Here is a 25,141-nt window from a genome sequence, read left to right as displayed (position 1 = left end):
CCAGACCCATGGGCTAATTGACCACACCTCGGACTAGGGTGCGCAACGATTCCTTGAAATAGATACAGTTTTTGGCAAACTGGACTGGTTGCACGTTTGTTACAGTTCGAGTTTTGCCATGTTTCGGTCTTTCAGGGCGGCTGCCGCCCGTATTTTCGGCTCTTCCAGTCCCACCTCTACGCCTTTGCCTGCGTCCGTCGCGGATGCAACCGCGTGGCTTGTCGCCTCGGGGCAGTTGAACATCCCGATCGCGGAAACAGATGACACAGCCGGACATCAGGTCATCGAACGCGGGCGCCATCTGGCACGTCAGGATATGTGGGTCGAACTCTCGCAAGAGATGCGGGCCGCGGATGACGCACACGAAACAACACCCTGCGGCCAGCCGATTGCCGACCTGTTAGGTTTTGGGGCACGCGCGGATGTTGTACTGGCTGCAGAACATGCCCTTTCAGATGGCAGAACTCAGTCGGACTATGACTTTCTGGCGGGTATCTCTGAACTGGAAGGTGAAATTCAGAACCACCCGGATGACCCGATGATCGCCCTTGTGGTGGCATTGGCTCATATTGATTTGGCTTGGGCATGGCGCGGGACAGCAGACCCCAAAGACCTACCCGCACTGCATCAATCTCGTTGCGCCGCGCATTTCGACCGCGCTGCCGATTTGCTGAAGGACTGCCGCTCTGCCATGCCGAACAGCCCAGCGATTGCCGCTGCGGATTGTGCCCTTTTGGCGGGCCATGTCAGCCCTCGCACCCGTGTAGCAGACAAATACGAAGAGCTGATCACGCTTGACCCGCAAAACCATCGCCACATGCGCGCCATGGGCAGCCATCTGTTGCCACGCAGGTTCGGGACCTACGATCAGCTGGAAGTTCAAGCCCTGCGAAACGCCGCGCGCACTCAAAAGACATGGGGCGCTGGCGGCTATACCTGGGTTCAGTTCGATGCCATCGCATTGGATGACGAAGCCTGCGCGCGTGTGGATGTCGAGTTTTTTCTGGAAGGTCTACATGACATCGTTGAACGCCGCCCAGACCAGCAGACGATCAACCTGTTGGCGGCCTACTGTTCGGTCACGCTGCAAAACGGGATGGGCCGCAACCCAAAGGCCGACATCGCCCGCAAACAGATTTGCGAGGCCGCAAACTGGTTGATCCGCGATCACTTGACCGAGTTGCACCCCCTGATCTGGGCCCATGCGGCGAACGGGTTCAGCAACAGCCTGCGCATCAACTCGACCGAGCGCTTCGCCGCCCGTGGCCGCCGAGATGCGCTGCGCGCGATCGCCGATCAACTGCGCGAGGAACTGCGCAATGGTCAAAGCGTGACCTTCACGCCGACGGGGTTGCAAGTCTCAGGGAACTAACCCCTTGCCCCTTTGGCGCGCCGGGCCTAATACGCAAGCCTAGACTTCTGCGGAAATTAGAGGCGCGCCATGCTCGACCTGACATACGAAATGCCGAAAATCAAAACCATTGCCGGGGCCAAGCACGATTGGGAACTGGTGATCGGGATGGAGGTGCACGCTCAGGTCTCATCCAATGCCAAGCTGTTTTCCGGCGCGTCGACCCAATTCGGGGCCGAGCCGAACTCGAACGTGGCCTTTGTGGACGCGGCGATGCCTGGCATGCTGCCGGTGATCAACGAATATTGCGTTGAGCAAGCCGTGCGCACGGGTCTTGGCCTGAAGGCGGATATCAACCTGAAATCGGCTTTTGACCGCAAGAACTATTTCTACCCCGACCTGCCGCAGGGCTATCAGATTTCGCAGCTGTACCACCCTATCGTCGGCGAAGGTGAAGTGCTGGTTGAGATGGGCGACGGTACCGCGCGCATGGTCCGCATCGAACGCATCCATATGGAGCAGGACGCGGGCAAATCGATCCACGACATGGACCCGCATATGTCCTTCGTCGACCTTAACCGGACCGGTGTCTGCCTGATGGAGATCGTCAGCCGCCCCGACATCCGTGGCCCCGAAGAAGCCGCCGCCTATATCGCCAAGCTGCGCCAGATCATGCGCTATCTGGGCACCTGTGACGGCAACATGCAGAACGGCAACCTGCGGGCAGACGTAAACGTCTCGATCTGTTTGCCGGGCGCCTATGAGAAGTATCAGGAAACGCAGGACTTCTCGCATCTGGGTACCCGCTGCGAGATCAAGAACATGAACTCGATGCGCTTTATCCAGCAGGCGATTGAGGTCGAAGCTCGCCGTCAGATCGCCATCGTTGAAGGCGGTGGCAAGGTCGATCAGGAAACCCGCCTGTACGATCCGGACAAAGGCGAGACCCGTTCGATGCGGTCCAAGGAAGAAGCGCATGATTACCGCTATTTCCCAGACCCTGACCTGCTGCCTTTGGAGATCGAACAGGCATGGGTCGATGACATCGCCGCCAAGCTGCCGGAACTGCCCGACGAGAAAAAGGCGCGGTTCATCGAAGCGTTCGGCCTGACCGACTATGACGCCTCAGTCCTGACCGCCGAGGTCGAAAGCGCCGCCTACTTCGAAGAGGTCGCAAAGGGCCGCAACGGCAAGCTGGCCGCGAACTGGGTCATCAACGAGTTGTTTGGCCGCCTCAAGAAAGAAGACCACGACATCACCGGCTCGCCTGTATCTCCGGCGCAGTTGGGTGGGATCATAGACCTGATTTCCTCGGATGCCATTTCGGGCAAAATCGCCAAGGATCTGTTCGAAATCGTCTATACCGAAGGCGGTGACCCGGCGCAGATCGTCGAAGAGCGCGGCATGAAGCAGGTCACCGACACGGGCGCCATCGAGGCTGCTTTGGACGAGATCATCGCCGCCAACCCAGCGCAGGTCGAAAAGGCCAAGGTAAACCCCAAGCTGGCAGGCTGGTTCGTCGGTCAGGTGATGAAAGCCACCGGCGGCAAAGCCAACCCCAAGGCCGTGAACGAGCTGGTTGCCCAAAAGCTGGGTTCGTAAGCCCGTTTTCAAAGTTGTGCGACGGAGTCAGGCCACGCGCTTGACTCCGTTTTCTTTTACGCCCTTTCTTCCGCGCAGGAGAGGTGCCATGACCAGAAAATTCGATCAGGAACTTGAAGACCGGCTGATGCGCTACGCGGCCATCGACAGCCAAAGCGATGAGACATCGCCTTCGACCCCAAGTACGCCCATTCAGTTCGACATGCTGAAACTGTTGCAGCAAGAGCTGACGGAAATAGGTGCGCAGGATGTCGAGATGACCGGCGACAGCGTCATTGTGGCGACCATTCCTGGCACCGCCGAAGGGCCGACCGTGGGGTTCCTCGCCCACGTCGACACCGCCCCGCAATTCAACGCAACCGGTGTCAAACCGCGCGTCATCAAAGGCTATAACGGCGGTGAGATCACCTTTCCCGATGATCCCGATCTGGTTCTGTCCCCGGACGAACACCCTTATCTAGCCGAAAAGATCGGCCATGATCTGATCACCGCTTCGGGCACCACTCTGTTGGGCGCTGATGACAAGGCCGGCGTGTCCATCCTGATGACCATGGCGCGGCACCTGATCGAAAATCATGACATTCCGCACGGGCCCATCCGCATTGCCTTCACGCCGGACGAAGAAATCGGGCGCGGCGTGACCGAGCAACTGCCCAAGGATTTAAAGGCTGACTTCGCCTATACGCTGGACGGACAAGAGGTTGGCGAGATCGAATTTGAAAGCTTCTCGGCCGACCGTGCGGTGATTAAGATCACCGGCGTGTCGATCCACCCGGGGCTGGCCAAGGAAAAGATGGTCAATGCCACCCATCTTGCCGCAAAGATCGTACAGACCCTGCCGCAGGCCACACTGACCCCCGAAGTCACCGATGGGCGTGAAGGATTCATCCATGTCACCGACATGAATGGCGGCTCGTCCGAGATGGAGATCAAGCTGATCCTCCGGGATTTCGAGATGGAAGGGCTTGAGGCCAAGCGCGATCTGGTGCGCAAGGTCTGCGACGCCGTTCAGGCCTCCGAGCCACGCGCGACCATCACCTGCGACATCAGCCATCAATACCGCAACATGCGCTATTGGCTCGAGAATGACATGACCCCCGTCGATCTGGCGCGCGAAGCTTGTCAGGAACTGGGGATCGAACCTCTTTCGGTTCCGATCCGCGGCGGCACCGATGGCTCCCGCCTCACCGAATTCGGCACACCCTGCCCCAACCTGTTCACTGGCATGCAGTGCATTCACGGACCGTTGGAGTGGATTTCGGTGCAGGACATGGCGCTGGCGACCGAGCTTTGCCTCTCGGTTGTGGCCAAGGCGGCGCAGAAAACCGGCTGATTTGCGCCACTCTTGCAACGTCTCTTTCACCCGGCGACCTGCGTGATAAGTTGACGGCCAAAGGTACAAGGGAACAGTCGATGCCGCGCTACGAATACAAAGTCATTCCGGCCCCGCAAAAGGGCGCGAAGGCCAAGGGCGTCAAAACGCCCGAGGGCCGCTTTGCCACCTCGGTCGAGCAGGTGCTGAACGAGATGGGCCAACAGGGATGGGAATACCAGCGCGCCGAGTTGCTGCCCAGCGAGGAACGATCAGGCCTGACCGGATCGACCACAAATTGGCGCAACGTGCTGGTGTTTCGACGGGTGATTGAGGCCGACGCCACCGAGGTAGTGGCCCCCGTGGCCACACCATCGCCAAGCGAAACGCCCGAAGGTGTGCCCTTGGCTCAGCCCGTTCCCGGGCCAGATGCGGTTCAAGCCCCGGAACCAATTTCAGCCGAAGTAGATGAGCCGCCGTTGACGTTGAAACCGAGCGAAGAGGCCAAGTAAAACGCATCCAGACCGCACGGACCAGAGGGTGTGGTTTAGATAACACGGATTGAGCCAACGAGACTCAGGCGGTCATCCGTTCCTGGGTTTTGCTCGTATCGTTCCAAGATACCCTTAACTACAGAACAGGGCCCCGGCCGCGATGAAACCTTGCACCGCTCTTCTTTGTTTCCTCTCTGCAATCGCCTGCCAGATCGCGCTGCCGGCCGCCGCACAACAACGGCTGGGATGGGTCAGCCAGATCGACGGACTCGCCGCTTATCAGGGTAGTGCAGATCTGGATCAGGGCGGAGACTTTAGCGCGACGCGATCGTTCCTGCGGGCCACCGGGCTGTACCGATTTGATAGTGAAACGTCACTTGGCATCTCGGTCAGCTACGGGCAGCTGGACTATAACTTCAGCGCGGCGGACAACCAGCCTTGGAATGACATTCGTGACATCCGAATATCGGCCCCTCTGCGGTTTCAGGCTGGACAGCGGGCTAGCGTGTTCGTGTCGCCTCAGGTGAGGTGGGACTATCAGAAAGGCGCCGCATCTTCGGATGGTCGTACCTATGGTGTTTTTGCGGGCATCGCGTGGCAGATCAGCGAAAGCCTGACCATAGGACCAGCTTTTGGAGCCTTCACACAATTAGAGGATAGCGGTGTCGATTTCTTTCCCGCGCTTTTGGTGGATTGGGACATCAATGATCGCTGGAACCTGAACACCGGCTCCGGAATCGGTGCGACTCGCGGGCCGGGTCTCACCCTCAGCTACGCGTTGAATGACGATTTCAGCCTCTCACTGTCGGCCCGATCCGAAAAAATCCGCTTCCGGCTGGACGACGCGGAGCTGGCACCGAACGGGATCGGCGAAGACAAGAGCCTCCCCGTGGTTGCGTCGCTCAGCTATGCTCCGAATCCGGGCGTGTCTTTAACCGTCTTTGCTGGGGCCGAATTCGATGGTCGACTGACACTGGAGGACGAAAACGGCAACGAAATCAGCCGCCAGAGCTATGACACAGCACCTTTGGTCGGCCTCGCCTTTCGACTCCGGTTTTGATTTAGCTTAAACACCAATATCCAACGCCAATGCATGGATACGCGGCACAACGTCGCCCAGTGCCTTGTGAACGGCGCGATGTCGCGCTACCCGAGATTGGCCTTCGAATGCGGCGGCGCGGATGCGGACGTTGAAATGGCTCTCGCCACCTTCCTGAAACCCTGCATGACCCCGGTGGCTTTCGCTATCATCCACCACCTCAAGCTCACGCGGATCAAAGGCGGCCTGCAGTCGGGTTCGGATTTCGTCAGTCACAGTCATTTTTACGCTCAACGGCAAAAAACTTGCCGCCCCCCTCTTCTACTTTCGGCTGCTTAGACTAAACTGCTGCCTCCGAGTCGAGAAGATGCGTTCTTAAGGATCACAGCATGACGAAATCAGACCCTTTCGGATTCGATATGTCCGTCTCCAGCGCCAAGAAAAAGAACCCGCGCGGGCGTCGGGGCATGTCTGGCGCATCTGAGACCTCGGTGCGAATCTGTGATCATCCAGGCTGCGAAGAGGCGGGCAAGTACCGTGCTCCCAAGGCCCCGGACGTTCTGGATGACTTTTATTGGTTCTGCCAGCAGCACGTGCGTGAGTACAATCAGAAGTGGAACTTCTTCGACGGCACGACCGAGGCTGAACTGAACGCACAACGCACGAAAGACAAAGTCTGGGAGCGTGAAACCAAGCCCATGGGCGACCCCGAGGCCCGTGCTTGGGCGCGTCTGGGTATCGAAGACCCACACCAGGTTCTGGGGGCAAACAGCACCCAGAACAAAGGCCGCACTTCGGGTGGCGGTGGCCGTCGCCTGCCCCCCACCGAACGCCGTGCCATCGAGATTCTGGAGGCCAATGACAGCTGGTCCAAGGCCGAGGTTCGCAAGGCCTACAAGAAGCTGATCAAGGTGCTGCATCCGGATATGAACGGCGGCGACCGGTCTCAGGAAGAGCAACTGCAAGAGGTCGTCTGGGCCTGGGATCAGATCAAGGACAGCCGGAACTTCAAGTAGTCCGCTCTTACCCTGGCAACAAATCCCGCAATACTTCTGCTTCGGGTCGCTTTAGACAACGCAAGTTTGTGCGCTGTCGCTGCACCAACGCCTGATCGCTAAGCTCGGGAAACAAGGCGCGCAATTCCTCGACGTCTTCGCGTTGGAATGATTTCAACGCAAGATCACCAAGGAACAAGCTTTCGCTTTGCAAACCATGTGACGAAAGGACCACGTGCCGACTACAGGCAATGTGGAAGTAAGTTACTGGTGCTTCAGGCGGCATCTGACGGATCAAACCATTGTTCGCCAAGTGTATTGCGGCACAAAAAACCCGAGGCTCGCCAAAAAGAAGCTCGGCCCGCCAACCTTCCAGCACAATCCGATGCTGGGTGGAAACAAATGAGTCTTGGCTGGGCAGGTCATCGCCCAAAGCGCCGCGCTGAATCCGGACGGGCCTGAACTTTGGATTTTTGCGCAACGCGTTCGCGCTGAGAGTTCTTTTGCCTATCCAGATGATCGGCAAGGTTTGACCGCCTGACACACAAACCCGATCCCCAGCCATCAAAGAGTCTACAGGGCGTGACCCGCTCTCTGTATCAATTAGGGTTCCGGCTACAAAACAAGGCGGGTTGACCGGGTCGAGGTCACTCACGGTGATCTCCCAATTCCCGGTGCTGAGAGACCCGGTCGGATCGACACTATTGAAAGCGTAAATCTGCCCACCTACTTGGATAAAATCCGCGGTTTCACTTGTCCCGCGATAGTTCCCCTGACCGAGATAGGTGTAGGGTACGAAGGACGTGCCGCCATCTAAAGAAACCGATTGCCCTGAGATAATCGCAGGTATCGTTGATCCTTGAACTATGAGTTTGCCCGTGCCGCCGGTCTCGTTCACCGAGTAGAGGGTCGCGTCAAAAGGCATTCACTGCACCTTGCCGGTCGCCAACAGGTAACAATTGAAGCCGCCCTGATTTAACAGAGGATATCGCGAACACCTTAACCCCCTACATATAGCCCATTACACATGCGGACTTTGCTCATTTTACGCTTCAGTTTGGCCCATTCAAAGAAATATTTAATTTCGTGAATTTAAATCCCAATCCGTCTCGGAGTGAGGCGTCCACTTAACGATGATTGAATGAACGGGCCCTCAAACTTGTCCTTGAGCAAGAACTCAAGCCCGATCCCAGACCGCGACTTGGCGTAAAGTTGCGAAACTTCGCAACTTGTAGTAGTGTTAACTTTTATTGTTGCTAGTCATTTCTTCACGGTGCTCGAAATGCACAAACCCCTGCTCTTTGTTCTTGTCTTTTTATGGCCCAGCTTGGAAGGCGGAAATTTGGCCGCACAGTCTTATCCGATCGGCGCATGTATTTTGCCAGGAGGCCAATGGTGCATTCCACAAGAAGATGTATTGCCCGGTGAGCAATGCTGGTGCCTAACCGATAGCGGCTGGCGAAAGGGCGTCCAGAACTGACCTGGCGGAGGTCCCTATGAATTTAACGGAAAAACCTGAAGTCCGAGATCTTTTATCTGCTGCGCGCGCAACACGAACCTATTGCATGCTAACCGGGCGAGGTGCCGACAAATCGGACAGGTTGATTGACGCACTTTCCCCATTTGACGGAGCCCCCAGTCAGATCAAACCGCACCATTTGGTTGAACTGCGCAAAGCGATGCGAGACACCTGCCGTGATATTGACGATTACACACTTACCCGCATCCTTGACGGTGACCCGCCCGTTAGAATTTCTGCCCCCGCATCGCGAACTCGTAGAACAAACGGTTCGGACGAAGAGGACATTGATTGGTCGGCGCGCCTGTCCAACATGTACTTTCGGATAAAACGAGGCTGGCCATGGCTTTGGCAACGTTGGATTCTACCAGGCATTGCCGTCCTGTTGTTTATTTTTGCGATGCACTACACGCACTGGACCTTCTCGGCCAATCAGTTGCTGGCACGGTTAAACGATCATATCTCGACTGACATACATGACGAAGTACGTGATCTCATAGTGGTGGCGAGAGCAATCGAAACCAATGGCGAACAAACCTCAAACCCGGGTTCAAATGCACCAGCGCAGAAGCTCTTCAACGAAACGATGAGTCGTCTGAAAGCATACCACTTTCAAGAATACGACTTGCACACTAAGACCGCTGCCGCACTTAAACGGTTCGACATTGTAGTTGCCACAAGAGAGGCCATCAGGGGTATTGGCCCAAAGATATTCCAAGATACCCAAAGCAATGTTGAAAAGGCTGTGCAGAATTTGAATTTAGGCAGCGAAAGCTCGGGCGGCATGGAGATCGAGGACGCGGAAACAAATTTGGGAAGCAACACCCAAAGTCCGAAAGATGTCGTCAAGACAGCCGACCAAGCTGAAGAGAAGGTAGAGCAGCTCAGGAACCGGTCGGTAGTGCTGAACGTGAATCAAAGAGCAGGACCACCAGACGAGAACTTACCCGATCTTTCCGAGGCCGAACAAATGCTGGCTATGATCCAAATTGCGCTTGCGCAACGTGCTGGCTTTCTTGAAATCGTCAAACAGATTTCGACCCAAACCGATCGCCATCCCGAAAGAGTCGCTCATGATCACATTGTTTCCAGTTTGGAATTGCTTGGCTCAGCTGAGAAGCTGAAATCCAGGATATCGCAAGCCAATCGGTTTGCGTTGCCCATCATCTACGGTGCGCTCGGGGCCGCGTTGTTCTGTCTGGTGAGGGTGTTGACACCAGCACTTTCCGAATTAGGACCAGCACGCGAGTTTTTGCGCATTCTGTTCGGCGCTTTTGCTGCCATGACTCTGTCGATGCTTTTCATTCCAGCAAATGTTTTTTCGATCAATGAACAAAGTAACCCGACGTTGATTTTTCTGGCTTGCTTTCTCTTTGGCTATTCGTTTGACGCAGTGCTTGCAGCCCTACATCGATTGGAGGCGTTTTTGCAGGGTCGATTGCAGACACAAGACAATGGCAAGGGAGTTTAAAAAGGCACCGCTAAGTACGCGAAGCCCTAAGCAAGTTGCTCCAATTCGACCTCTGATATAGCCAGTTTCAAAGAAACATCCCCTCAGCTTTCTAGGTGAGCCTCTTCCCCTTGCCCTTGGTCGGAATATGTTGCACCACACACGGGTTCAAACCCGGCATGACGGGCCTAAGGATAAGGACAAGACGAATGGCTGACGGATCGATTGATATCAACGCAAAACCAACCGAAGAGATCTCGGTCCGTGACGTGTTCGGCATTGATACCGACATGGCGGTCAAAGGTTTTGCGGAACGTAGCGACCGGGTGCCTGCGATTGACCCGACCTACAAGTTTGATCCGGAAACGACTTTGGCGATTCTGGCTGGGTTTGCGCATAACCGTCGCGTGATGATCCAAGGCTATCACGGCACAGGTAAGTCGACCCATATCGAACAGGTCGCCGCTCGCCTGAATTGGCCCGCCGTGCGTGTGAACCTGGACAGCCACATCAGCCGGATCGACCTGATCGGTAAGGATGCGATCAAGCTGCGCGATGGCAAGCAGGTGACCGAGTTCCACGAAGGCATCCTTCCCTGGGCCCTGCGCAACCCTGTCGCCATCGTGTTCGACGAATATGATGCGGGCCGCGCCGACGTGATGTTCGTGATCCAACGCGTGCTGGAGCATGACGGCAAGCTGACCCTGCTGGACCAGAACGAGATCATCACACCGAACCCGAATTTCCGCCTGTTCGCCACGGCAAACACTGTGGGTCTGGGCGATACGACCGGCCTCTATCATGGTACGCAGCAGATCAACCAGGCTCAGATGGACCGCTGGTCTCTGGTCTCGACGCTGAACTACCTCAGCCACGATGCCGAGACGATGATCGTGCTGTCCAAAGCGCCGCTGTATAACACGGCTGAGGGCCGCAAGACCGTCAGCCAGATGGTCACCGTTGCCGATCTGACCCGGACCGCCTTCATGAATGGCGACCTGTCGACCGTGATGAGCCCCCGGACCGTGATCAACTGGGCCCAAAACGCCGAGATTTTCCGCAATGTGGGCTATGCGTTCCGCCTGTCCTTCCTGAACAAGTGCGATGAGCTTGAGCGCCAGACCGTGGCCGAGTTCTATCAGCGCTGCTTTGACGAAGAACTGCCGGAAAGCGCGGCAAGCGTGAGCTTGGGCTAACGCCGAATTGCGCCCGGTTTCGGGCGCAATGCCTCCGGCGGAGGCATTTTTAGCCAGATGAAGGCGGATCCGGTTTCCTACTTGGTGGAAATCGGGACGGCAATGTGAAAGGCTCGGGGACATGGCACAAAAGAACGACAACCCTGCTGATCCGTTCAAAAAGGCTCTGGCCGAGGCTACAAAGGTCATGGCCGACGATCCGGAGCTTTCCGTAAGCTATACCGTCGATCCCTCAGGCCTTTCGGGTGAGGCCATGCGGTTGCCTCAGGTGTCGCGACGGATGACGCGCGAAGAGGTTTTGCTGGCGCGGGGAACTGCCGATGCCTTGGCCTTGCAGCGACGCTATCACGATGAAGCGACCCATGTGCGCTATGCGCCGCCGGGAGATATGGCGCGGGACCTGTATGAAGCCATGGAAACCGCCCGGTGCGAGGCGATGGGCGCGCGGGATATGCCCGGTACGGCTTCCAACATTGATGTTAAGATTAGCCATGAAGCCCTGCGGCGCGGCTATGACCAGTGCAAGCAGCCCGCCGATGCGCCTTTGTCCGTTGCTGCAGGCTATCTGATCCGGCATCTGGCCACGGGTCGCGATCTGCCGCCGGCGGCCAACAATGTCATGAACCTCTGGCGTGGATACATTGAGGAACAGGCCGGCGGTACGCTTGAGAAGCTCGACGAAATCCTCTCGGATCAGGCAGAGTTTGCCAAGTTCACCCGTCAGGTGATCAAGGATCTGGGCTATGGCGACCAGCTGGGTGATGATCCTGATGAGTTGGACGAAGAGCAGGAAGATCAGGCCGAGGAAAACGCCGAAGAGCAGCCCGATCCTGACAGCACAGGGCAAGATGATCAGGAGGAACAGGATCCTGACGCCACGCCAGAGCAGTCTCAGGAAGAGCAGCAGGACCAATCTCAGGCTCAGGTCTCAATGGACGAGATGGCCGAGGATGAGATGGGGGATGAGGCCGAGATGCCAGAGGGAGAGGCTCCGCTGGAGCCGCCTGCCCCTCCGCCTGCGTCTGAGGCTGACCCTGAGTATAAAGTCTATCTGAACACCCATGACGAGGAGATCGCCGCCGAGGAATTGGCCGAGCCTGCTGAATTGGAACGTTTGCGCGCCTATCTGGACCAACAGCTTGAGCCGTTGAAGGGTGCGGTCAGCCGCTTAGCCAACAAGTTGCAGCGCCGCTTACAGGCACAGCAGAACCGGTCGTGGGAGTTCGATCGCGAGGAAGGTATCCTCGATGCTGGTCGTCTGGCGCGCGTGGTTGCCAACCCAACCACACCGCTGAGCTTCAAGGTCGAAAAGGACACCGAGTTCCGCGATACCGTAGTGACTCTGCTTCTGGACAACTCGGGGTCGATGCGGGGGCGTCCTATTTCGATTGCGGCCATCTGCGCGGATGTTCTGGCCCGGACGCTGGAACGTTGCAACGTGAAGGTCGAAATCCTTGGCTTTACGACCCGCGCCTGGAAAGGCGGTCAGGCTCGTGAGGCGTGGTTGAATGCGGGCCGCCCGCAGCAGCCGGGACGTCTGAACGATCTGCGCCACATCATCTACAAGGGCGCCGATGCCCCCTGGCGGCGGGCGCGACCCAATCTGGGTCTGATGATGAAGGAAGGGCTGCTGAAGGAAAACATCGATGGTGAGGCTCTGGAATGGGCCCATCGCCGGATGCTGGCGCGGCGTGAGGCGCGTAAGATCCTGATGGTGATTTCCGACGGTGCTCCGGTCGATGATTCCACGCTCAGTGTGAACCCAGCGAACTATCTAGAGAAACACCTGCGCGACGTGATCGCCATGGTCGAAAAGCGCAAGATGGTGGAATTGCTGGCCATCGGTATCGGGCATGATGTGACCCGGTACTATGATCGTGCGGTAACGATCACCGATGTGGAGCAATTGGCTGGTGCGATGACAGAACAGTTGGCGGCATTGTTCGACAGCGACCCGCGTGCGCGGGCCCGAGTGATGGGGATGAAAAGGGCCAGCTGAGGCTGGCCTTGCCTCCGGCGGGAGTATTTTCAAAAAAGATGAAGAGGTGGCTTGAAACCACACTTTGGCTTGAGGGAGGCAGGTATGTTTCAGTCTTTTGAGGTGACAGCGCGGCCCGAACAGGGACCTTCGCGATTGGCCGCTTTGCGGCAGGAACTAGAGCGCGAAGGCTTGGACGGTTTTCTGGTGCCGCGTGCGGATGCGCATCAGGGTGAGTATGTGGCCCCTCGGGACGAACGGCTGGCGTGGCTGACCGGATTCACCGGCTCGGCCGGGTTTTGCGCCGCGCTGCGGGACGTGGCCGGGGTGTTCATCGATGGGCGCTATCGGACGCAGGTCAAAGCGCAAGTGGCCGATGACTACACTCCGGTGCCCTGGCCCGATGTGAGCCTGAGCAGCTGGTTGAAACAGCAGTTGCCGAACGGTGGATCGGTTGGATTTGACCCTTGGCTACATGCCGCTGGTCAGATCAAATCCGCGCAAAAGGACCTTGAGGGAAGCGGGATTGAGTTGGTGCTGAGTACTAATCTGGTGGACCGGATATGGCAGGATCAGCCTGCTCCTCCGATGAACCCGGTCAAGGTACATCCGATTGAGTTTGCAGGGGAAACCGCTGAGAGCAAAATCACCCGACTGGCTGATGGCCTGCGTGACGGCGGGCGAAGCGCGGCGGTTATCACCCTGCCCGACTCGATCATGTGGTTGTTGAACATTCGCGGCTCGGACATTGCTTACAACCCGGTCGCCCATGGCTTTGCCATTCTGCATGCGGACGGGCGTGTTGATCTGTTCATGGCCGCAGCAAAACTAGGCGAAGTGGGAGAACATCTCGGCCCTCAGGTTTCGGTTCACGAGCCTGAGGTTTTTTTGGACGCCGTTGCTGCGCTGGAAGGCAAAGTCCAGGTCGATCCGGGCACAGTGCCTCAGATCGTTGCAGATGCGCTTGGGGACCGGATGGTTGACGGTGGCGACCCCTGCGCCCTGCCCAAGGCTCGCAAAAACCCGGCCGAGATCGCAGGCAGCGCCGAGGCCCACCTGCGCGACGCCGTTGCCGTCGTCGAAACGCTGTTCTGGCTGGATCAGCAAACGCCGGGGCAGATCAGCGAAACGCAGGTCGTGACACGTTTGGAAGAGGCCCGACGGCGGGACAATGCACTGCAGGATATCTCATTCGACACGATCGCCGGAACCGGCCCCAACGGGGCGATCATGCATTACCGCGTGACGGAAGAGACCGACAGCACCTTGCAGGACGGTCATCTGTTGGTGCTGGACAGCGGCGGGCAGTATCTGGACGGGACCACCGACATCACGCGCACCATCGCGATTGGTGAGGTTGGTGAGACCGAGAAGGCCTGCTTTACCCGCGTGTTGAAAGGCATGATCGCCATGTCGATGCTGCGCTGGCCGATTGGACTGGCCGGGCGCGATATCGAATGCGTGGCGCGCGCGCCGCTATGGCAGGCAGGCCAGGACTTCAATCACGGGGTCGGTCACGGGGTCGGCGCGTATCTGAGCGTGCACGAAGGCCCGCAACGCCTGTCGCGTGTCAGCCATGTACCGTTTGAGCCCGGCATGATTCTCTCGAACGAACCCGGCTATTACCGCGAGGGCACGTTTGGTATCCGGATCGAGAACCTGATCGTCGTGGAGGAAGCCCCTTCTCTGCCAGACGGCGATGCAGAACGGGCCATGTTGCAGTGGCGCACGCTAACCTATGTGCCCATTGACCGCCGCCTGATCCTGGTCGACATGTTGACCGCGCAAGAACGGGATTGGCTGAACAGCTATCACCGCGACGTTGCGGAAAAAATCAGACCAAGGCTGGGCGAGGACGCTCAACTGTGGTTGGATGCCGCAACTGCGCCAGTCTGACATCAGACTGTCACATAAATGGGCAAAGGAGAAGCCCTGACAAGAACGAGGGAAAAGACATGGTTGAAATCACGATCACCGAAGCACCCGGCAAATGGAGCGTCCGCTCTGGTGGGGCCATTCTGGGCGAAAGCTCAAACGCGCTTGAGTTGCGCGAAGGTGATCTGGAACCCGTGATCTACTTCCCCCGTTCTGACATCGCGATGGCCTTCCTGGATCGTACGGACAAGGTGATCCACTGCCCGCACAAAGGCGATGCCACGCATTTCTCGATCGTGAACAAATCCTCGGTCACAGAAAACGCGGCCTGGAGCTTTGAGGCCCCCGGCAAGGAGACGGCAGGCCTCAAAGACTATCTGGCTTTCTACCCGGTGGACTCGATCAAGGTCGAACAGATCTAGGCCCGCTTAGACCCGTCAGGTCGCCCTAGGCCGTGGGCGACTTGCGATTAGAACGCCCACCGCAACCAGTGCGACACCGGATGCAAGACGGATCACAGTTTCGAACCCAAAGGCCTGCGCGATCAAACCCACCGCAGGCCCGGCCACCAGCCCGGTGATCATCAACGTGTTCCAATACATCGCTGTGGCGCGGGCCGGACGGTCTGGCGCGAAAGACTGCACGTAGGTGATGCCGAGGCTGGCATATAGGCCATAGTACAACCCTTCGAGCGCGGCTCCGCCCAGCATTTGCGGGAAGGTCTGCACCGACGCCAATATCTGGATCGTGATTACCGCCAGTAGTGAGGTCGCGATCAAGGCCGGACGCATCCCGAACCGGGCTATGATCATCGGTGTGCTGAATATAGCGATGACTTCAACGAAGGTTTTGATGCTGAACGCCAGCCCGGGCGCATAGCCGGGAAGGCCAACCTCTTGCACATAGAAAATGGGCAAAGCGGTGAAGGTCAGGGAATGCGCGAGGGACAGGCAGAAAACAAACCCCGCAGCCAGCCACAACGCGCGGGGTGCAGATGAGTTGACATCTGCGGTCACCTCTTTGGCTTTGGCCGAAATGTCACGGGGCAAGGTCAGCCACCACAGCGCCAGCCAGATCAGCGCCATACCAAAGGCCATGATAAAAACTGCGCGCACCCCAAGGCGATCTGCAATCAGGAACGTGACCGCCGGGCCAACCATCCACGCCGTCGAGGTGGTTGCACGCATATAGGCATTGAAGCGGGCTCGTTCCATACGGTGACGCTCGGCTATGCTACCCCCGAGACTGAACATGGTGGAAACAGCGCTGGAACTCATCCCAAAGCCGATGACGCCAACCGTCATTGCCGTCGCAAGAGCAGGCGATGCTGACAGGGCGAGCGTCGCCGTCAGATAGCCAGCAACGGCCATTCCGATAAGCGGAAAAACCCGCGCGCCCGTGTCTATCCGGCTGGCAAACAGCCTGTTAGCCGTCAAGGTCAGGCTGACGGCGAGCAAAGAATAGACGCTGATCACCCATGGCGCATGTCCCAGCCCGTGGACCAGAAAAAAGCTCATGAAAGAGATGATCATCGAATTGCAGAGGGTCCCGCAAAACAGCAACAGAAGAAACAGCAGGCGCGCAGGGTTTTGGGATTTGGTCATGGGAAATCTGCTCTGAAAAATGCCCTCTCTGTTTTCCAGACCTCGCCCCTCAAATCAACGATCGCAGTTGATCACGCGCCAATCACGCAGCTGTTTCATGCAAGGCGGTGCGTTTGCCCTCATACTAAGCGCGAAAAAGGATCGGAGGGTGCCATGTCTGTTTCTCGTCGCCAATTTGTTGGAATTGTCGGAGCCAGCGCGCTGGCACCTGCCGCAAGTTGGGCGCAGGAAGACCCTGTGTTGGACGCGCTGCACAGTACGCTGCGCGGCGGTCGCACGGATTTCGAGGCCAAGATGGCCTTTCTGGCTCAGCGCGGAAACCCGGATGTGGTTCCTGCGCTGTTGACCGCCATGCGTTTCACCGACCGGCGGCGGGACGATATCGTCGAGGTGATGGAAACTCTGACCGGCGAGCAACTCGGCACCGACTGGTTCGACTGGATGCTATGGCAAGAGCAGAACCCTCAGATCGTCCCACACCCCTCATTGATCCCGTTCAAACGCGAGGTCCTGCTGCGGATCGACGACAATTTCGACCTGTTCCTGCGTCCCGAATACCTGCAGCGCGAGCGGATGAAGATCCGGCTGGAGGAGATCACCTGGGGTGGCGTGCGCAAGGATGGCATCCCTTCGCTGGACAATCCGACGCTGATCTCGGCCTCGGACGCCGACTATCTGAAAGATGATGATCTGGTCTTTGGGGTCTCGATCAACGGGGACGTGCGCGCTTACCCACTGCGGATCATGGGCTGGCACGAGATGTTCAACGAGGTGATCGGCGGCGTGCCGGTGGCGCTGGCCTATTGCACCCTCTGCGGGTCCGGCATTCTGTTTGAGACGCAGGTGCCGGGTCGGCGGAAACCGTTTGTCTTCGGCTCCTCGGGGTTCCTGTATCGCTCGAACAAGCTGATGTTCGACCGCGAGACGCATTCGCTATGGAACCAGTATACCGGCAAACCAGTGGTGGGCCCCCTGGTGGACAGCGGGATTGAGCTGAAGCAGCGCCCCGTGGTGATCACGACCTGGGACAGCTGGAAAACCTCGCACCCCGACACGCGCGTCTTGTCGCTCAGCACCGGGCATCGTCGCAACTATGGCTCGGGTGTGGTGTATCGCGAGTATTTCGCCTCACCCGAGTTGATGTTCCCGGCTGTGGTGGATCAGTCCGAGCATCGCCAGAAAGACTACATTTTCACCATCCGCCAATTCGGCGCCGCGCGGGCCTGGCCGCTGGACGCTTTCGACAGAACTCGTGTGATTAACGATGCAATCGCGGATCGACCTTTGGTTCTGATCGGCAACTCAGACCGCCGGACAGTGCGCGCTTACGAGCGTGCGGGCCACCGGTTCAAAGCATCAGGCGGAGGTCTGGTCGATGAGAGCGGCCGCAAATGGACCTTGTCCGAAGAGATGCTGATCGGGCCGGATGGCACGCAATTGCCGCGTGTGGCAGGGCATATATCGTACTGGTTTGCGTGGGACAATTATCTGGGCGACGCGGCCAGCGTGTATAGCGGCTAGGAGTGTTCTTCAGCCGCCGTTGCTGCCAGTGCCCGGTTGTAGGCTTTCAACACGTCGATGTGATAGAGCGCGCCAACCGGCGTCTCTGTCCCGTTTTCGTCCATGACGATCACCGGGATACAGGGAATATCATCGCGGTCAAAATAGGGCATCGCCGCCTCGAGTGTCGCGCTTGCTTTGACGCAGAGGCCTTTTTCGATCAGCGTCCGCGCTTCCTCCTTAGTGATCGAGCGCGCATCGCCAATGGGTCGCATCACCGCTCCGGCACGCAACATGGCCAACAGATAGGCCTGTGGTCCCGCCGCCAGATGCACATTGCGACGCTCAAGCTGAGTCAGGAAGAATGATCGGTCCACAAGGCGTGAGGCCAAGGCGGTGGACATAGACACTGATACCATCACCGCCAGACCGATCTGCCAGTCTCCGGTCAGCTCGAACACGATCAAAGTGGTTGAAATCGGCGCGCCCAGAACCGCAGCGGCCACGGCGCCCATACCAGCAAAAGCGTAAAGGGTATGGGTGCCCGACACATCCGGCAGCAAGCCGGTGGCGATCAGCCCAAAGGCCAGCCCAGTCAGCGCTCCAATCATCAGCGAAGGCGAAAACACGCCTCCCCCCATGCGCCCGCCCATGGTGATCGCCACAGCCACTGTCTTGAGGACCGCAAACAGGATCGCTGTGGTCAGCACCAGATCGCCGGTCAGAGCGCGGATCGTCGTTTCATACCCAACACCAATGATATGCGGGAACCAGATGGCCAAAAGGCCTAGCATCGCGCCCGAAACCGCCGGGCGCAGCCATCCGGGCAGGGAAAGTCGGGCTTGAACATGATTGCCGAAATCCTCGGCGAAAAAGATTGAGCGCATCAGAAGCAAGGATACCAACCCGCAGATCAGCCCAAGGATTAGGAAAGCGGGCAGTTCGACGTAGAATTGCAATGAACCGGGCGTATCCAGCGTGAACTCGGTGACGTCGCCATATTCCAGCCGGTTGATCACCGTCCCCGCGACCGAGGCAATGACGATGGGCGCAAAGGCGTGGACGGCGAAGTGGCGCAAAACGACCTCAAGCGCGAACAGCGCGCCTGCGATGGGCGCATTAAAGCTAGCTGAGACCGCAGCGGCCACAGCGCATCCAAGCAGGTCGCGCCCGGTGATTCCGTCCGCATGGATGCGGTCGCTGACCCAGGTTGAGATGACCCCGGCCATATGCACCACAGGCCCTTCCCGCCCCGTTGAGCCACCCGTGCTGAGCGTGATCAGCGACGCAAACAACGAAGCGACGCCAGCCTTGGTCTCGACCCGTCCATCGCTGACCGCCGCCCCTTCGATCACATCCGCGACCGAGCGTACCCGGCCATCATCAGTAAAGCGCGTGAGGATCAGCCCCACGATCACCCCGCCGATGATTGGAATGATCAGCACGATGAACCAAGGCAGCTTCTCAGCATGGCTGTGCAACAGCAGGATATCCTCGGTATCGTAGATATAGGCCTGCAAGCCGCGGATCGCCTTGCGGAACCCTAGCGCCATGAACCCCGCCGCAATCCCGATCGCCAGAGCGATAAACCAGAACTGGATTTGGCTTGGTCCTCGGCGACGCATCACCCGCAACGCATCCTTGATCGCGGCCAGAGCCTGATTGAGCTGGTTGCGCAGAACGGTGCGGGTTGATTGGGTCATTGGCTCTCGGGGATCATAACTTAACCCTTAGTAAGCCACGGCGAGGTCTGAGAAAAGTAAGATAGCGACGGTCAAGCCAGCAGATTGCGCCAAAGACGCATTAAGCCTCCAACAAAGCGCGCGCAGCCGCGCGCGCTTCATCTGTGATCGTATCGCCCGAGACCATGCGGGCAATTTCGTCCACGCGATCTATTTCGGCCAGCGGCACTACGGTCGAAAGCGTCTGGCCATCGGTAACCTGCTTCTGCACACGCCAGTGATGGGCTGCGCGCGCGGCGACCTGAGGGGAATGCGTGACGACCAGAACCTGCCCGCCTTGTGCCAGAGACGCCAGCCTGCGGCCCACCGCATCAGCAGTCGCACCGCCCACACCCCGGTCGATCTCGTCAAAGATCATGGTCCGGGCGCTGTCGTCGCCGGACAGGCAAACTTTCAACGCCAGCAGAAAGCGGCTGAGCTCCCCGCCCGAGGCGATCTTGTTCAGCGGTCCCGATGGTGCGCCTGGGTTGGTGGAAACCGTAAAGGCCACCGCGTCGGTGCCCTCAGGTCCGGGATCGGACGCGGTAAGTTCGGTCCGAAACACCGCGCGTTCCATTTTCAGCGGCGCAAGCTCGGCCATGACGGCCTGATCCAACTGTCCAGCCGCCGCTTGACGTGCAGCGCTAAGATCTGCCGCAGCCGCATCATAGGTCGCCTGGGCCGCCTCAACCGCAGCACGTTGGTTGGTCAGATCGGCGTCGCCCGCATCCAGCTTACCCAAGCGATCACGCAGAGTATCGGCAAAGGTGCCCAAATCATCCGGGGCCACATCATGTTTACGGGCCAGTGCTCGGATGGCGAACAAACGCTCCTCGGCGGCTTCTAGGTCGGCGGGGTTGAAGTCCAACGCCTGAAGGCAGGCGTTCACACCGTCCTGCGCCTCGCCCAATTCGATCATGGCCCGGCCAAGCGCTGCAATCGGCTCCTCCAACTGGCCACTTGCAGAGTCCGACACGCCTTCGAGCCAACGTGTCGCATCCGACATCGCGCCTTCGGCCCCGTCACCTCCCAGCAGGTCAAATGCGCGAGCAACGTCGTCGCGGATACGCTCTGCCCCTTGCATCATGCGGCGGCGGGCATCGAGATCAGCGTCTTCTCCGGGTTGCGGATCGAGCTTGTCCAACTCGGCCACGGAATGGCGCAGGAATTCCTCCTCGGCCCGCATAGCGGCCAAAGCGGCTTCTGTCTCGGCCAGCGCTTTGCGACTGCGCGACATCTCGGACCACGCCTGACGGGCCTTGGCCAACTGTTCCGAAACCTGAGCGTACTCATCCAGCAGCACACGGTGCCCACGAGGGTTCAGCAATCCCCGGTCATCATGCTGCCCATGCAATTCGATCAGTGTTTCCGACAAAGCGCGCAGAACTTCACCAGAACAGCGGCGATCGTTGACCCAAGCGGTTTTGCGGCCCTCTGCCGTGTTAACCCGGCGCAGGATCAGTTCTTCACCACCAGGCAGACCAGCTTCTGCCAGAACAGCATGGGCAGGGTGGCCCTCGGGTAGTTCGAACTCGGCTACGACCTCGCCCTGCGCGGCACCTTGGCGGACCAGCTCAGCCCGTCCGCGCCAACCAAGGACGAAGCCCAGCGAGTCCAGAAGGATCGACTTGCCCGCGCCGGTTTCACCGGTCAACGCGTTCAGGCCCGGCTGAAAACTCAGTTCCAGCCGGTCAATGATCAGCATGTCGCGAATATCGAGGGCGCGCAGCATCGGGTCTTTAACGTCCCAAGCCTGATGACATGGCGACTACAACCACTCACCTTTGATCGTCTGGCGATAGATCGTGCTGAGCCAGTTGTTACCACGGCTCTTCAGATCCAACCCACGCGAGGTCAGCAGCTTGTACCCGTCATCATACCATTCCGAGGACTGGTAGTTATACCCTAGGATCGCACCCGCTGTCTGAGCCTCATCAAACAGGCCGAGCGACAGGTACGCCTCGATCAGGCGATAAAGCGCTTCGGCGGTGTGAGAGGTGGTCTGGAAGTCCTCGACCACGACGCGGAATCGGTTGATGGCCGCGACGTAGTGATCCTGACGCAGGTAGTAGCGCCCGATCTCCATTTCCTTGCCGGCCAGATGGTCGAAGGCCAGATCGAATTTCAGCACGGCCGAGGTGGTGTATTCGCTGTCCGGATAAACCTCGATCACGGTGCGCAGCGCTTGCAGGGCCTGAAAGGTCAGCCCCTGATCGCGGCCGACTTCGTCGATCTGGTCGTAATAACTGAGCGCCAGAAGATACTGCGCGTAGGCCGCATCTTCGTCGGTTGGGTAAAAATCGATATAGCGCTGTGCCGCGGCACGGCTTTCCTCGTAATTCTTGTCAGCGTGGAACGAAAACGCCTGCATAATCAGCGCACGTTTGGCCCAATCAGAATAGGGATACAGACGCTCAACTTCCGAGAAATACCACGCCGCGTCGTCCGAGCGATTCTGCGACAGCTCATATTCACCGCGTGTATAGATTTGTTCCGGTGTGAACCCCTCAAGGTTCTGATCCCGATCCGCGCCTTTGCTACCGAACAGGCCTCCCCCGTTGCCGCAGGCGCTCAAAACTGCTGCCAGAAGAATCGCGCTTGCGAATCTGACTGCCGCTTTGTTGCCAACCATACCGCTCATCCTTAGTCGTCTTACTTACAGGATCCCAACCGGATCGAGCCTCGGTCTAGCACAGAAAATTCTGGTGCAAAACGCATTATCCACTTCCTGGCGGAAATGTCGTCAGAGTTGATCAGATCAGGCGACAGCAGGGATTTCGGCGGCAATAAGGCCCTGACCGGGCAGACGGGCGGCCTGCTCGGGGGTACAAAGGATTGGACGAACCGCGCCAGGTGTTTCGAACAATGTGCGCAGTAGCGTGTTGGTCATGGAATGGCCCGACTTGTCGCCGGTGAAGTGGCCCAGAATCGGACCGCCTGCCAGATACAAATCACCTAGCGCATCCAGCATCTTGTGGCGCACAGCTTCATCCGCGTGGCGGAAACCGCCCGGTGTCAGAATATCGGTGCCTTGAACGACCACAGCGTTTTCCAGCGTCCCGCCCAAAGCCAAGCCGTTCTCACGCATGGTTTCGACATCGATCCGACGGCAGAAGGTGCGGCTGTCGCTGAGCTCACGCACGAAGGACCCGTTGCGCATGTCCAGCGTTTTCGCTTGGCTTCCGATGGCCGCGTCTTCGAAATCAATATGGAAGTCGATGATCAGCCCGTCCGCAGGCTTGATCGAGGCGCTGGCCCCTTCACGAGACGCCGTAACGGGTTTCAGCACTTCATAGGCCAGAACCGGGCTGGCCTGACGGCGAACGCCCTTCCCCATAATGCCACGCACAAAGTCGATCGACGATCCGTCCATGATCGGAACTTCGGGACCATCAATTTCGATCAGGGCGTTGTGGACCCCACACCCGGCAAGCGCCGCCATGATATGTTCAATGGTCGAGACGGAAACACCGGCGTCATTCACCAGACGGGTGCAAAGCGGTGTACGCTCGACCATGTCATAAACTGCAGGGATCAACGCATTGCCCAGCTCAATATCCGTCCGTTTGAACCAGATCCCGTGACCGGCAGCTGCCGGTTTCAGAACCATGATTGCAGGCTGACCGCCATGCAGTCCAACGCCTTTAAACGTAACCGGAGATTTGAGCGTATGTTGCAAAATGGGCCTCAGAGCGTGGTGTCCAGCCTATGCGGGCTGTGTTGGACACTGAGTTAAGGAAGAGGTCCCTCAGGCTCAACTCACTCTTTGCAACTGAATGAAACATGAATGTGACAGATCGGCAAAACCCTGCTCAGGGCTATTTAAGATCCTGTAAATCATGAAGAAAGGGCCGCCTTTTGGCGACCCTTTACGATGATTTTGTTACCGCGATTAGTTCGCTTGACGGCGCAGGAAGGCCGGAATTTCGATACGATCCTGATCCGGATCAGCCTCTTCCTGCACAGGTGCCGTAGCGTCAGCCTGGCGCATTTGCGGCTGATGACGCGGCGGTTGCGTAGGTGTATCTGCCGCGTGGCCGGTCATCCGGTCGATCAGACGATTGAACCCGAAGCGAGGGCGCTCTTCGTGTTCTGCCTGCGGCTGAGGGGCTGGTTCCTGAGGCCGAGTAGCCGTCAGGCGTTGCGCCGCTGAGGGGACATTCTGAACGGCGGCCTGAAGGCGCTGCAGCGCCTCGGGCGAGGGGGTGCCGGCAGAATGCTGATGTGGCGCGGTATAGGTTTCGGGGGTCTCTTCAATGGGTTCCGGCTGCGGCTCGAATTCGGCCACGCGCGGTTGGTAGGCCGGGGGCGGAAGACCATCATCATTCTGCTCAACCTGCGGCTGGAACTGGCTTGGGGCCGGCTCTTCTGCCGCTTCGAACAGTGATGGTTCACGGTTTTCGGTCTGAACCGGCGTGGCCTCGGCTGCGACGGGTGCCTCTTCCTGCACCGGCTCTTCAGCAGAAACGGTGCGCGTCAAAGGCTCGGACATCGAACGGCGCGCGACCGGAACCTCAGAGGTTTTCTCGCTTGCGTCGATACCAGTTGCGACGACCGAAACGCGCATGCCACCTTCCATTGCGGTATCCAGCGTCGAGCCGACGATGATGTTTGCCTCGGGGTCCACTTCCTCACGGATGCGGTTGGCGGCTTCGTCCAGTTCGAACAGGGTCAAGTCGTGCGAACCGGTGATGTTGATCAACACACCCTTCGCGCCCTTGAGGCTGATTTCGTCCAGCAGCGGGTTGGCGATAGCTTTCTCAGCCGCCTGAATAGCGCGATCTTCGCCAGTGGCTTCGCCGGTACCCATCATCGCCTTGCCCATCTCGTCCATCACAGCGCGCACGTCCGCAAAGTCGAGGTTGATCAGACCCGGACGAACCATCAGATCGGTCACACCCTTAACACCCTGATACAGAACGTCGTCCGCCATCGAGAATGCCTCGGTGAAGGTGGTCTTTTCATTGGCCAGACGGAACAGGTTTTGGTTCGGGATGATGATCAGCGTGTCGACAACCTTTTGAAGCGACTCAACGCCGTCTTCGGCCTGACGCATGCGCTTGGCCCCTTCGAACTGGAAGGGTTTGGTAACGACGCCGACGGTCAGAACGCCCAGCTCACGCGCGGCCTGCGCGATGATCGGAGCCGCACCCGTACCGGTGCCACCGCCCATGCCAGCAGTGATGAAGCACATATGCGCGCCCGCGAGATGGTCGACAATCTGTTCAATGCTTTCTTCTGCGGCAGCTGCGCCAACGGTTGGACGGGCCCCTGCCCCCAGACCTTCGGTGACCTTCACACCCAGCTGCACTCGCGCCGAGGACTGGCTTTGCTGTAGCGCCTGCGCGTCGGTGTTTGCAACGACGAAATCCACGCCGTCCAGCTGCTTTTCAATCATGTTGTTGACTGCGTTACCGCCCGCGCCGCCAACGCCAAATACTGTAATCCGAGGCTTCAGTTCGTCGTGCCCGGGCATCGAAAGATTCAATGTCATGCTCTGTCCGC

The 25,141-nt window shown here is 58.5% G+C and carries 20 protein-coding genes; 12 read left to right on the top strand and 8 right to left on the bottom strand.

Features of this window, described 5'->3' with window-relative positions:
- The first annotated feature begins 118 nt into the window (after positions 1 to 118).
- The 5 genes from ACXAH8_RS05645 (at position 119) to ACXAH8_RS05625 (ending at position 5,819) form a co-directional block, all read left to right on the top strand.
- Positions 119 to 1,372: a hypothetical protein gene (locus ACXAH8_RS05645; protein WP_475216732.1), complete on the top strand. Its 1,254-nt coding sequence runs from the start codon at positions 119 to 121 to the stop codon at positions 1,370 to 1,372.
- Positions 1,373 to 1,441: 69 nt separating this feature from the next.
- Positions 1,442 to 2,953, top strand: a complete 1,512-nt coding sequence (gene gatB, locus ACXAH8_RS05640; RefSeq protein ID WP_475216730.1) for an Asp-tRNA(Asn)/Glu-tRNA(Gln) amidotransferase subunit GatB — start codon at positions 1,442 to 1,444, stop codon at positions 2,951 to 2,953.
- 88 nt (positions 2,954 to 3,041) lie between these two features.
- Positions 3,042 to 4,286, top strand: coding sequence for a peptidase T (gene pepT / locus ACXAH8_RS05635; protein ID WP_475216729.1), 1,245 nt, complete (start codon positions 3,042 to 3,044; stop codon positions 4,284 to 4,286).
- A gap of 80 nt (positions 4,287 to 4,366) precedes the next feature.
- A complete protein-coding gene (locus tag ACXAH8_RS05630) occupies positions 4,367 to 4,777 on the top strand; it encodes a DUF4177 domain-containing protein (protein WP_170467971.1) in 411 nt (136 codons plus the stop codon).
- Positions 4,778 to 4,919: 142 nt separating this feature from the next.
- The gene (locus ACXAH8_RS05625) at positions 4,920 to 5,819 is read left to right on the top strand and encodes a hypothetical protein (RefSeq protein ID WP_475216727.1); all 900 of its coding nucleotides are present in this window, start codon (positions 4,920 to 4,922) and stop codon (positions 5,817 to 5,819) included.
- A 6-nt stretch (positions 5,820 to 5,825) separates the two neighbouring features.
- On the opposite strand, the gene ACXAH8_RS05620 is transcribed toward ACXAH8_RS05625, so the two are convergent.
- Entirely contained in the window at positions 5,826 to 6,080 is a 255-nt protein-coding gene (locus ACXAH8_RS05620) for a BolA family protein (RefSeq protein ID WP_170467973.1), read from the bottom strand.
- Positions 6,081 to 6,187: 107 nt separating this feature from the next.
- Here ACXAH8_RS05620 and ACXAH8_RS05615 point away from each other — a divergent pair, with 107 nt between their 5' ends.
- Positions 6,188 to 6,814, top strand: a complete 627-nt coding sequence (locus ACXAH8_RS05615) for a J domain-containing protein (RefSeq protein ID WP_170375034.1) — start codon at positions 6,188 to 6,190, stop codon at positions 6,812 to 6,814.
- Between the two features lie 7 nt (positions 6,815 to 6,821).
- Here ACXAH8_RS05615 and ACXAH8_RS05610 read toward each other — a convergent pair whose 3' ends face one another.
- Positions 6,822 to 7,718, bottom strand: a complete 897-nt coding sequence (locus tag ACXAH8_RS05610; RefSeq protein ID WP_475216724.1) for a Hint domain-containing protein — start codon at positions 7,716 to 7,718, stop codon at positions 6,822 to 6,824.
- Between the two features lie 571 nt (positions 7,719 to 8,289).
- On the opposite strand from ACXAH8_RS05610, the gene ACXAH8_RS05605 reads away from it, so the two are divergent.
- The 5 genes from ACXAH8_RS05605 (at position 8,290) to ACXAH8_RS05585 (ending at position 15,233) form a co-directional block, all read left to right on the top strand.
- Entirely contained in the window at positions 8,290 to 9,783 is a 1,494-nt protein-coding gene (locus ACXAH8_RS05605) for a hypothetical protein (protein WP_475216722.1), read from the top strand.
- A 188-nt stretch (positions 9,784 to 9,971) separates the two neighbouring features.
- Positions 9,972 to 10,958 carry a cobaltochelatase subunit CobS gene (gene cobS / locus ACXAH8_RS05600; protein WP_170375030.1) on the top strand — a complete coding sequence of 329 codons (987 nt, stop codon included), beginning with the start codon at positions 9,972 to 9,974 and terminating at the stop codon, positions 10,956 to 10,958.
- A 121-nt stretch (positions 10,959 to 11,079) separates the two neighbouring features.
- Positions 11,080 to 12,957 (top strand): cobaltochelatase subunit CobT, encoded by a 1,878-nt coding sequence (cobT, locus tag ACXAH8_RS05595; RefSeq protein ID WP_475216719.1) that lies wholly within the window; start codon positions 11,080 to 11,082, stop codon positions 12,955 to 12,957.
- An 84-nt stretch (positions 12,958 to 13,041) separates the two neighbouring features.
- Positions 13,042 to 14,832 (top strand): aminopeptidase P family protein, encoded by a 1,791-nt coding sequence (locus ACXAH8_RS05590; protein ID WP_475216716.1) that lies wholly within the window; start codon positions 13,042 to 13,044, stop codon positions 14,830 to 14,832.
- 59 nt (positions 14,833 to 14,891) lie between these two features.
- Positions 14,892 to 15,233, top strand: coding sequence for a DUF427 domain-containing protein (locus ACXAH8_RS05585; protein WP_170375024.1), 342 nt, complete (start codon positions 14,892 to 14,894; stop codon positions 15,231 to 15,233).
- 15 nt (positions 15,234 to 15,248) lie between these two features.
- Here the strand turns inward: ACXAH8_RS05585 and ACXAH8_RS05580 are convergent, their stop codons facing one another.
- Entirely contained in the window at positions 15,249 to 16,415 is a 1,167-nt protein-coding gene (locus ACXAH8_RS05580; RefSeq protein WP_475216714.1) for an MFS transporter, read from the bottom strand.
- A 153-nt stretch (positions 16,416 to 16,568) separates the two neighbouring features.
- Between ACXAH8_RS05580 and ACXAH8_RS05575 the strand changes: the two genes are divergently transcribed.
- Positions 16,569 to 17,936 (top strand): DUF3179 domain-containing protein, encoded by a 1,368-nt coding sequence (locus tag ACXAH8_RS05575; RefSeq protein WP_475216712.1) that lies wholly within the window; start codon positions 16,569 to 16,571, stop codon positions 17,934 to 17,936.
- Here the strand turns inward: ACXAH8_RS05575 and ACXAH8_RS05570 are convergent.
- From ACXAH8_RS05570 to ftsZ, 5 genes are all read right to left on the bottom strand, one after another.
- Positions 17,933 to 19,618: a chloride channel protein gene (locus ACXAH8_RS05570; RefSeq protein ID WP_475216711.1), complete on the bottom strand. Its 1,686-nt coding sequence runs from the start codon at positions 19,616 to 19,618 to the stop codon at positions 17,933 to 17,935. The genes ACXAH8_RS05575 and ACXAH8_RS05570 overlap by 4 nt on opposite strands.
- Positions 19,619 to 19,718: 100 nt before the next feature.
- Positions 19,719 to 21,368: a DNA repair protein RecN gene (gene recN / locus ACXAH8_RS05565; RefSeq protein ID WP_475216710.1), complete on the bottom strand. Its 1,650-nt coding sequence runs from the start codon at positions 21,366 to 21,368 to the stop codon at positions 19,719 to 19,721.
- Between the two features lie 36 nt (positions 21,369 to 21,404).
- The gene (locus tag ACXAH8_RS05560; protein WP_170468611.1) at positions 21,405 to 22,268 is read right to left on the bottom strand and encodes an outer membrane protein assembly factor BamD; all 864 of its coding nucleotides are present in this window, start codon (positions 22,266 to 22,268) and stop codon (positions 21,405 to 21,407) included.
- 126 nt (positions 22,269 to 22,394) lie between these two features.
- Positions 22,395 to 23,315 carry a UDP-3-O-acyl-N-acetylglucosamine deacetylase gene (lpxC, locus tag ACXAH8_RS05555; RefSeq protein ID WP_475216708.1) on the bottom strand — a complete coding sequence of 307 codons (921 nt, stop codon included), beginning with the start codon at positions 23,313 to 23,315 and terminating at the stop codon, positions 22,395 to 22,397.
- Between the two features lie 213 nt (positions 23,316 to 23,528).
- Positions 23,529 to 25,130: a cell division protein FtsZ gene (ftsZ, locus tag ACXAH8_RS05550; protein ID WP_475216707.1), complete on the bottom strand. Its 1,602-nt coding sequence runs from the start codon at positions 25,128 to 25,130 to the stop codon at positions 23,529 to 23,531.
- Positions 25,131 to 25,141: the final 11 nt, after the last annotated feature.

Source organism: Ruegeria sp. ABV3_008 (genome assembly GCF_056161185.1).
This window is presented reverse-complemented; position numbering and strand designations above follow the sequence as displayed.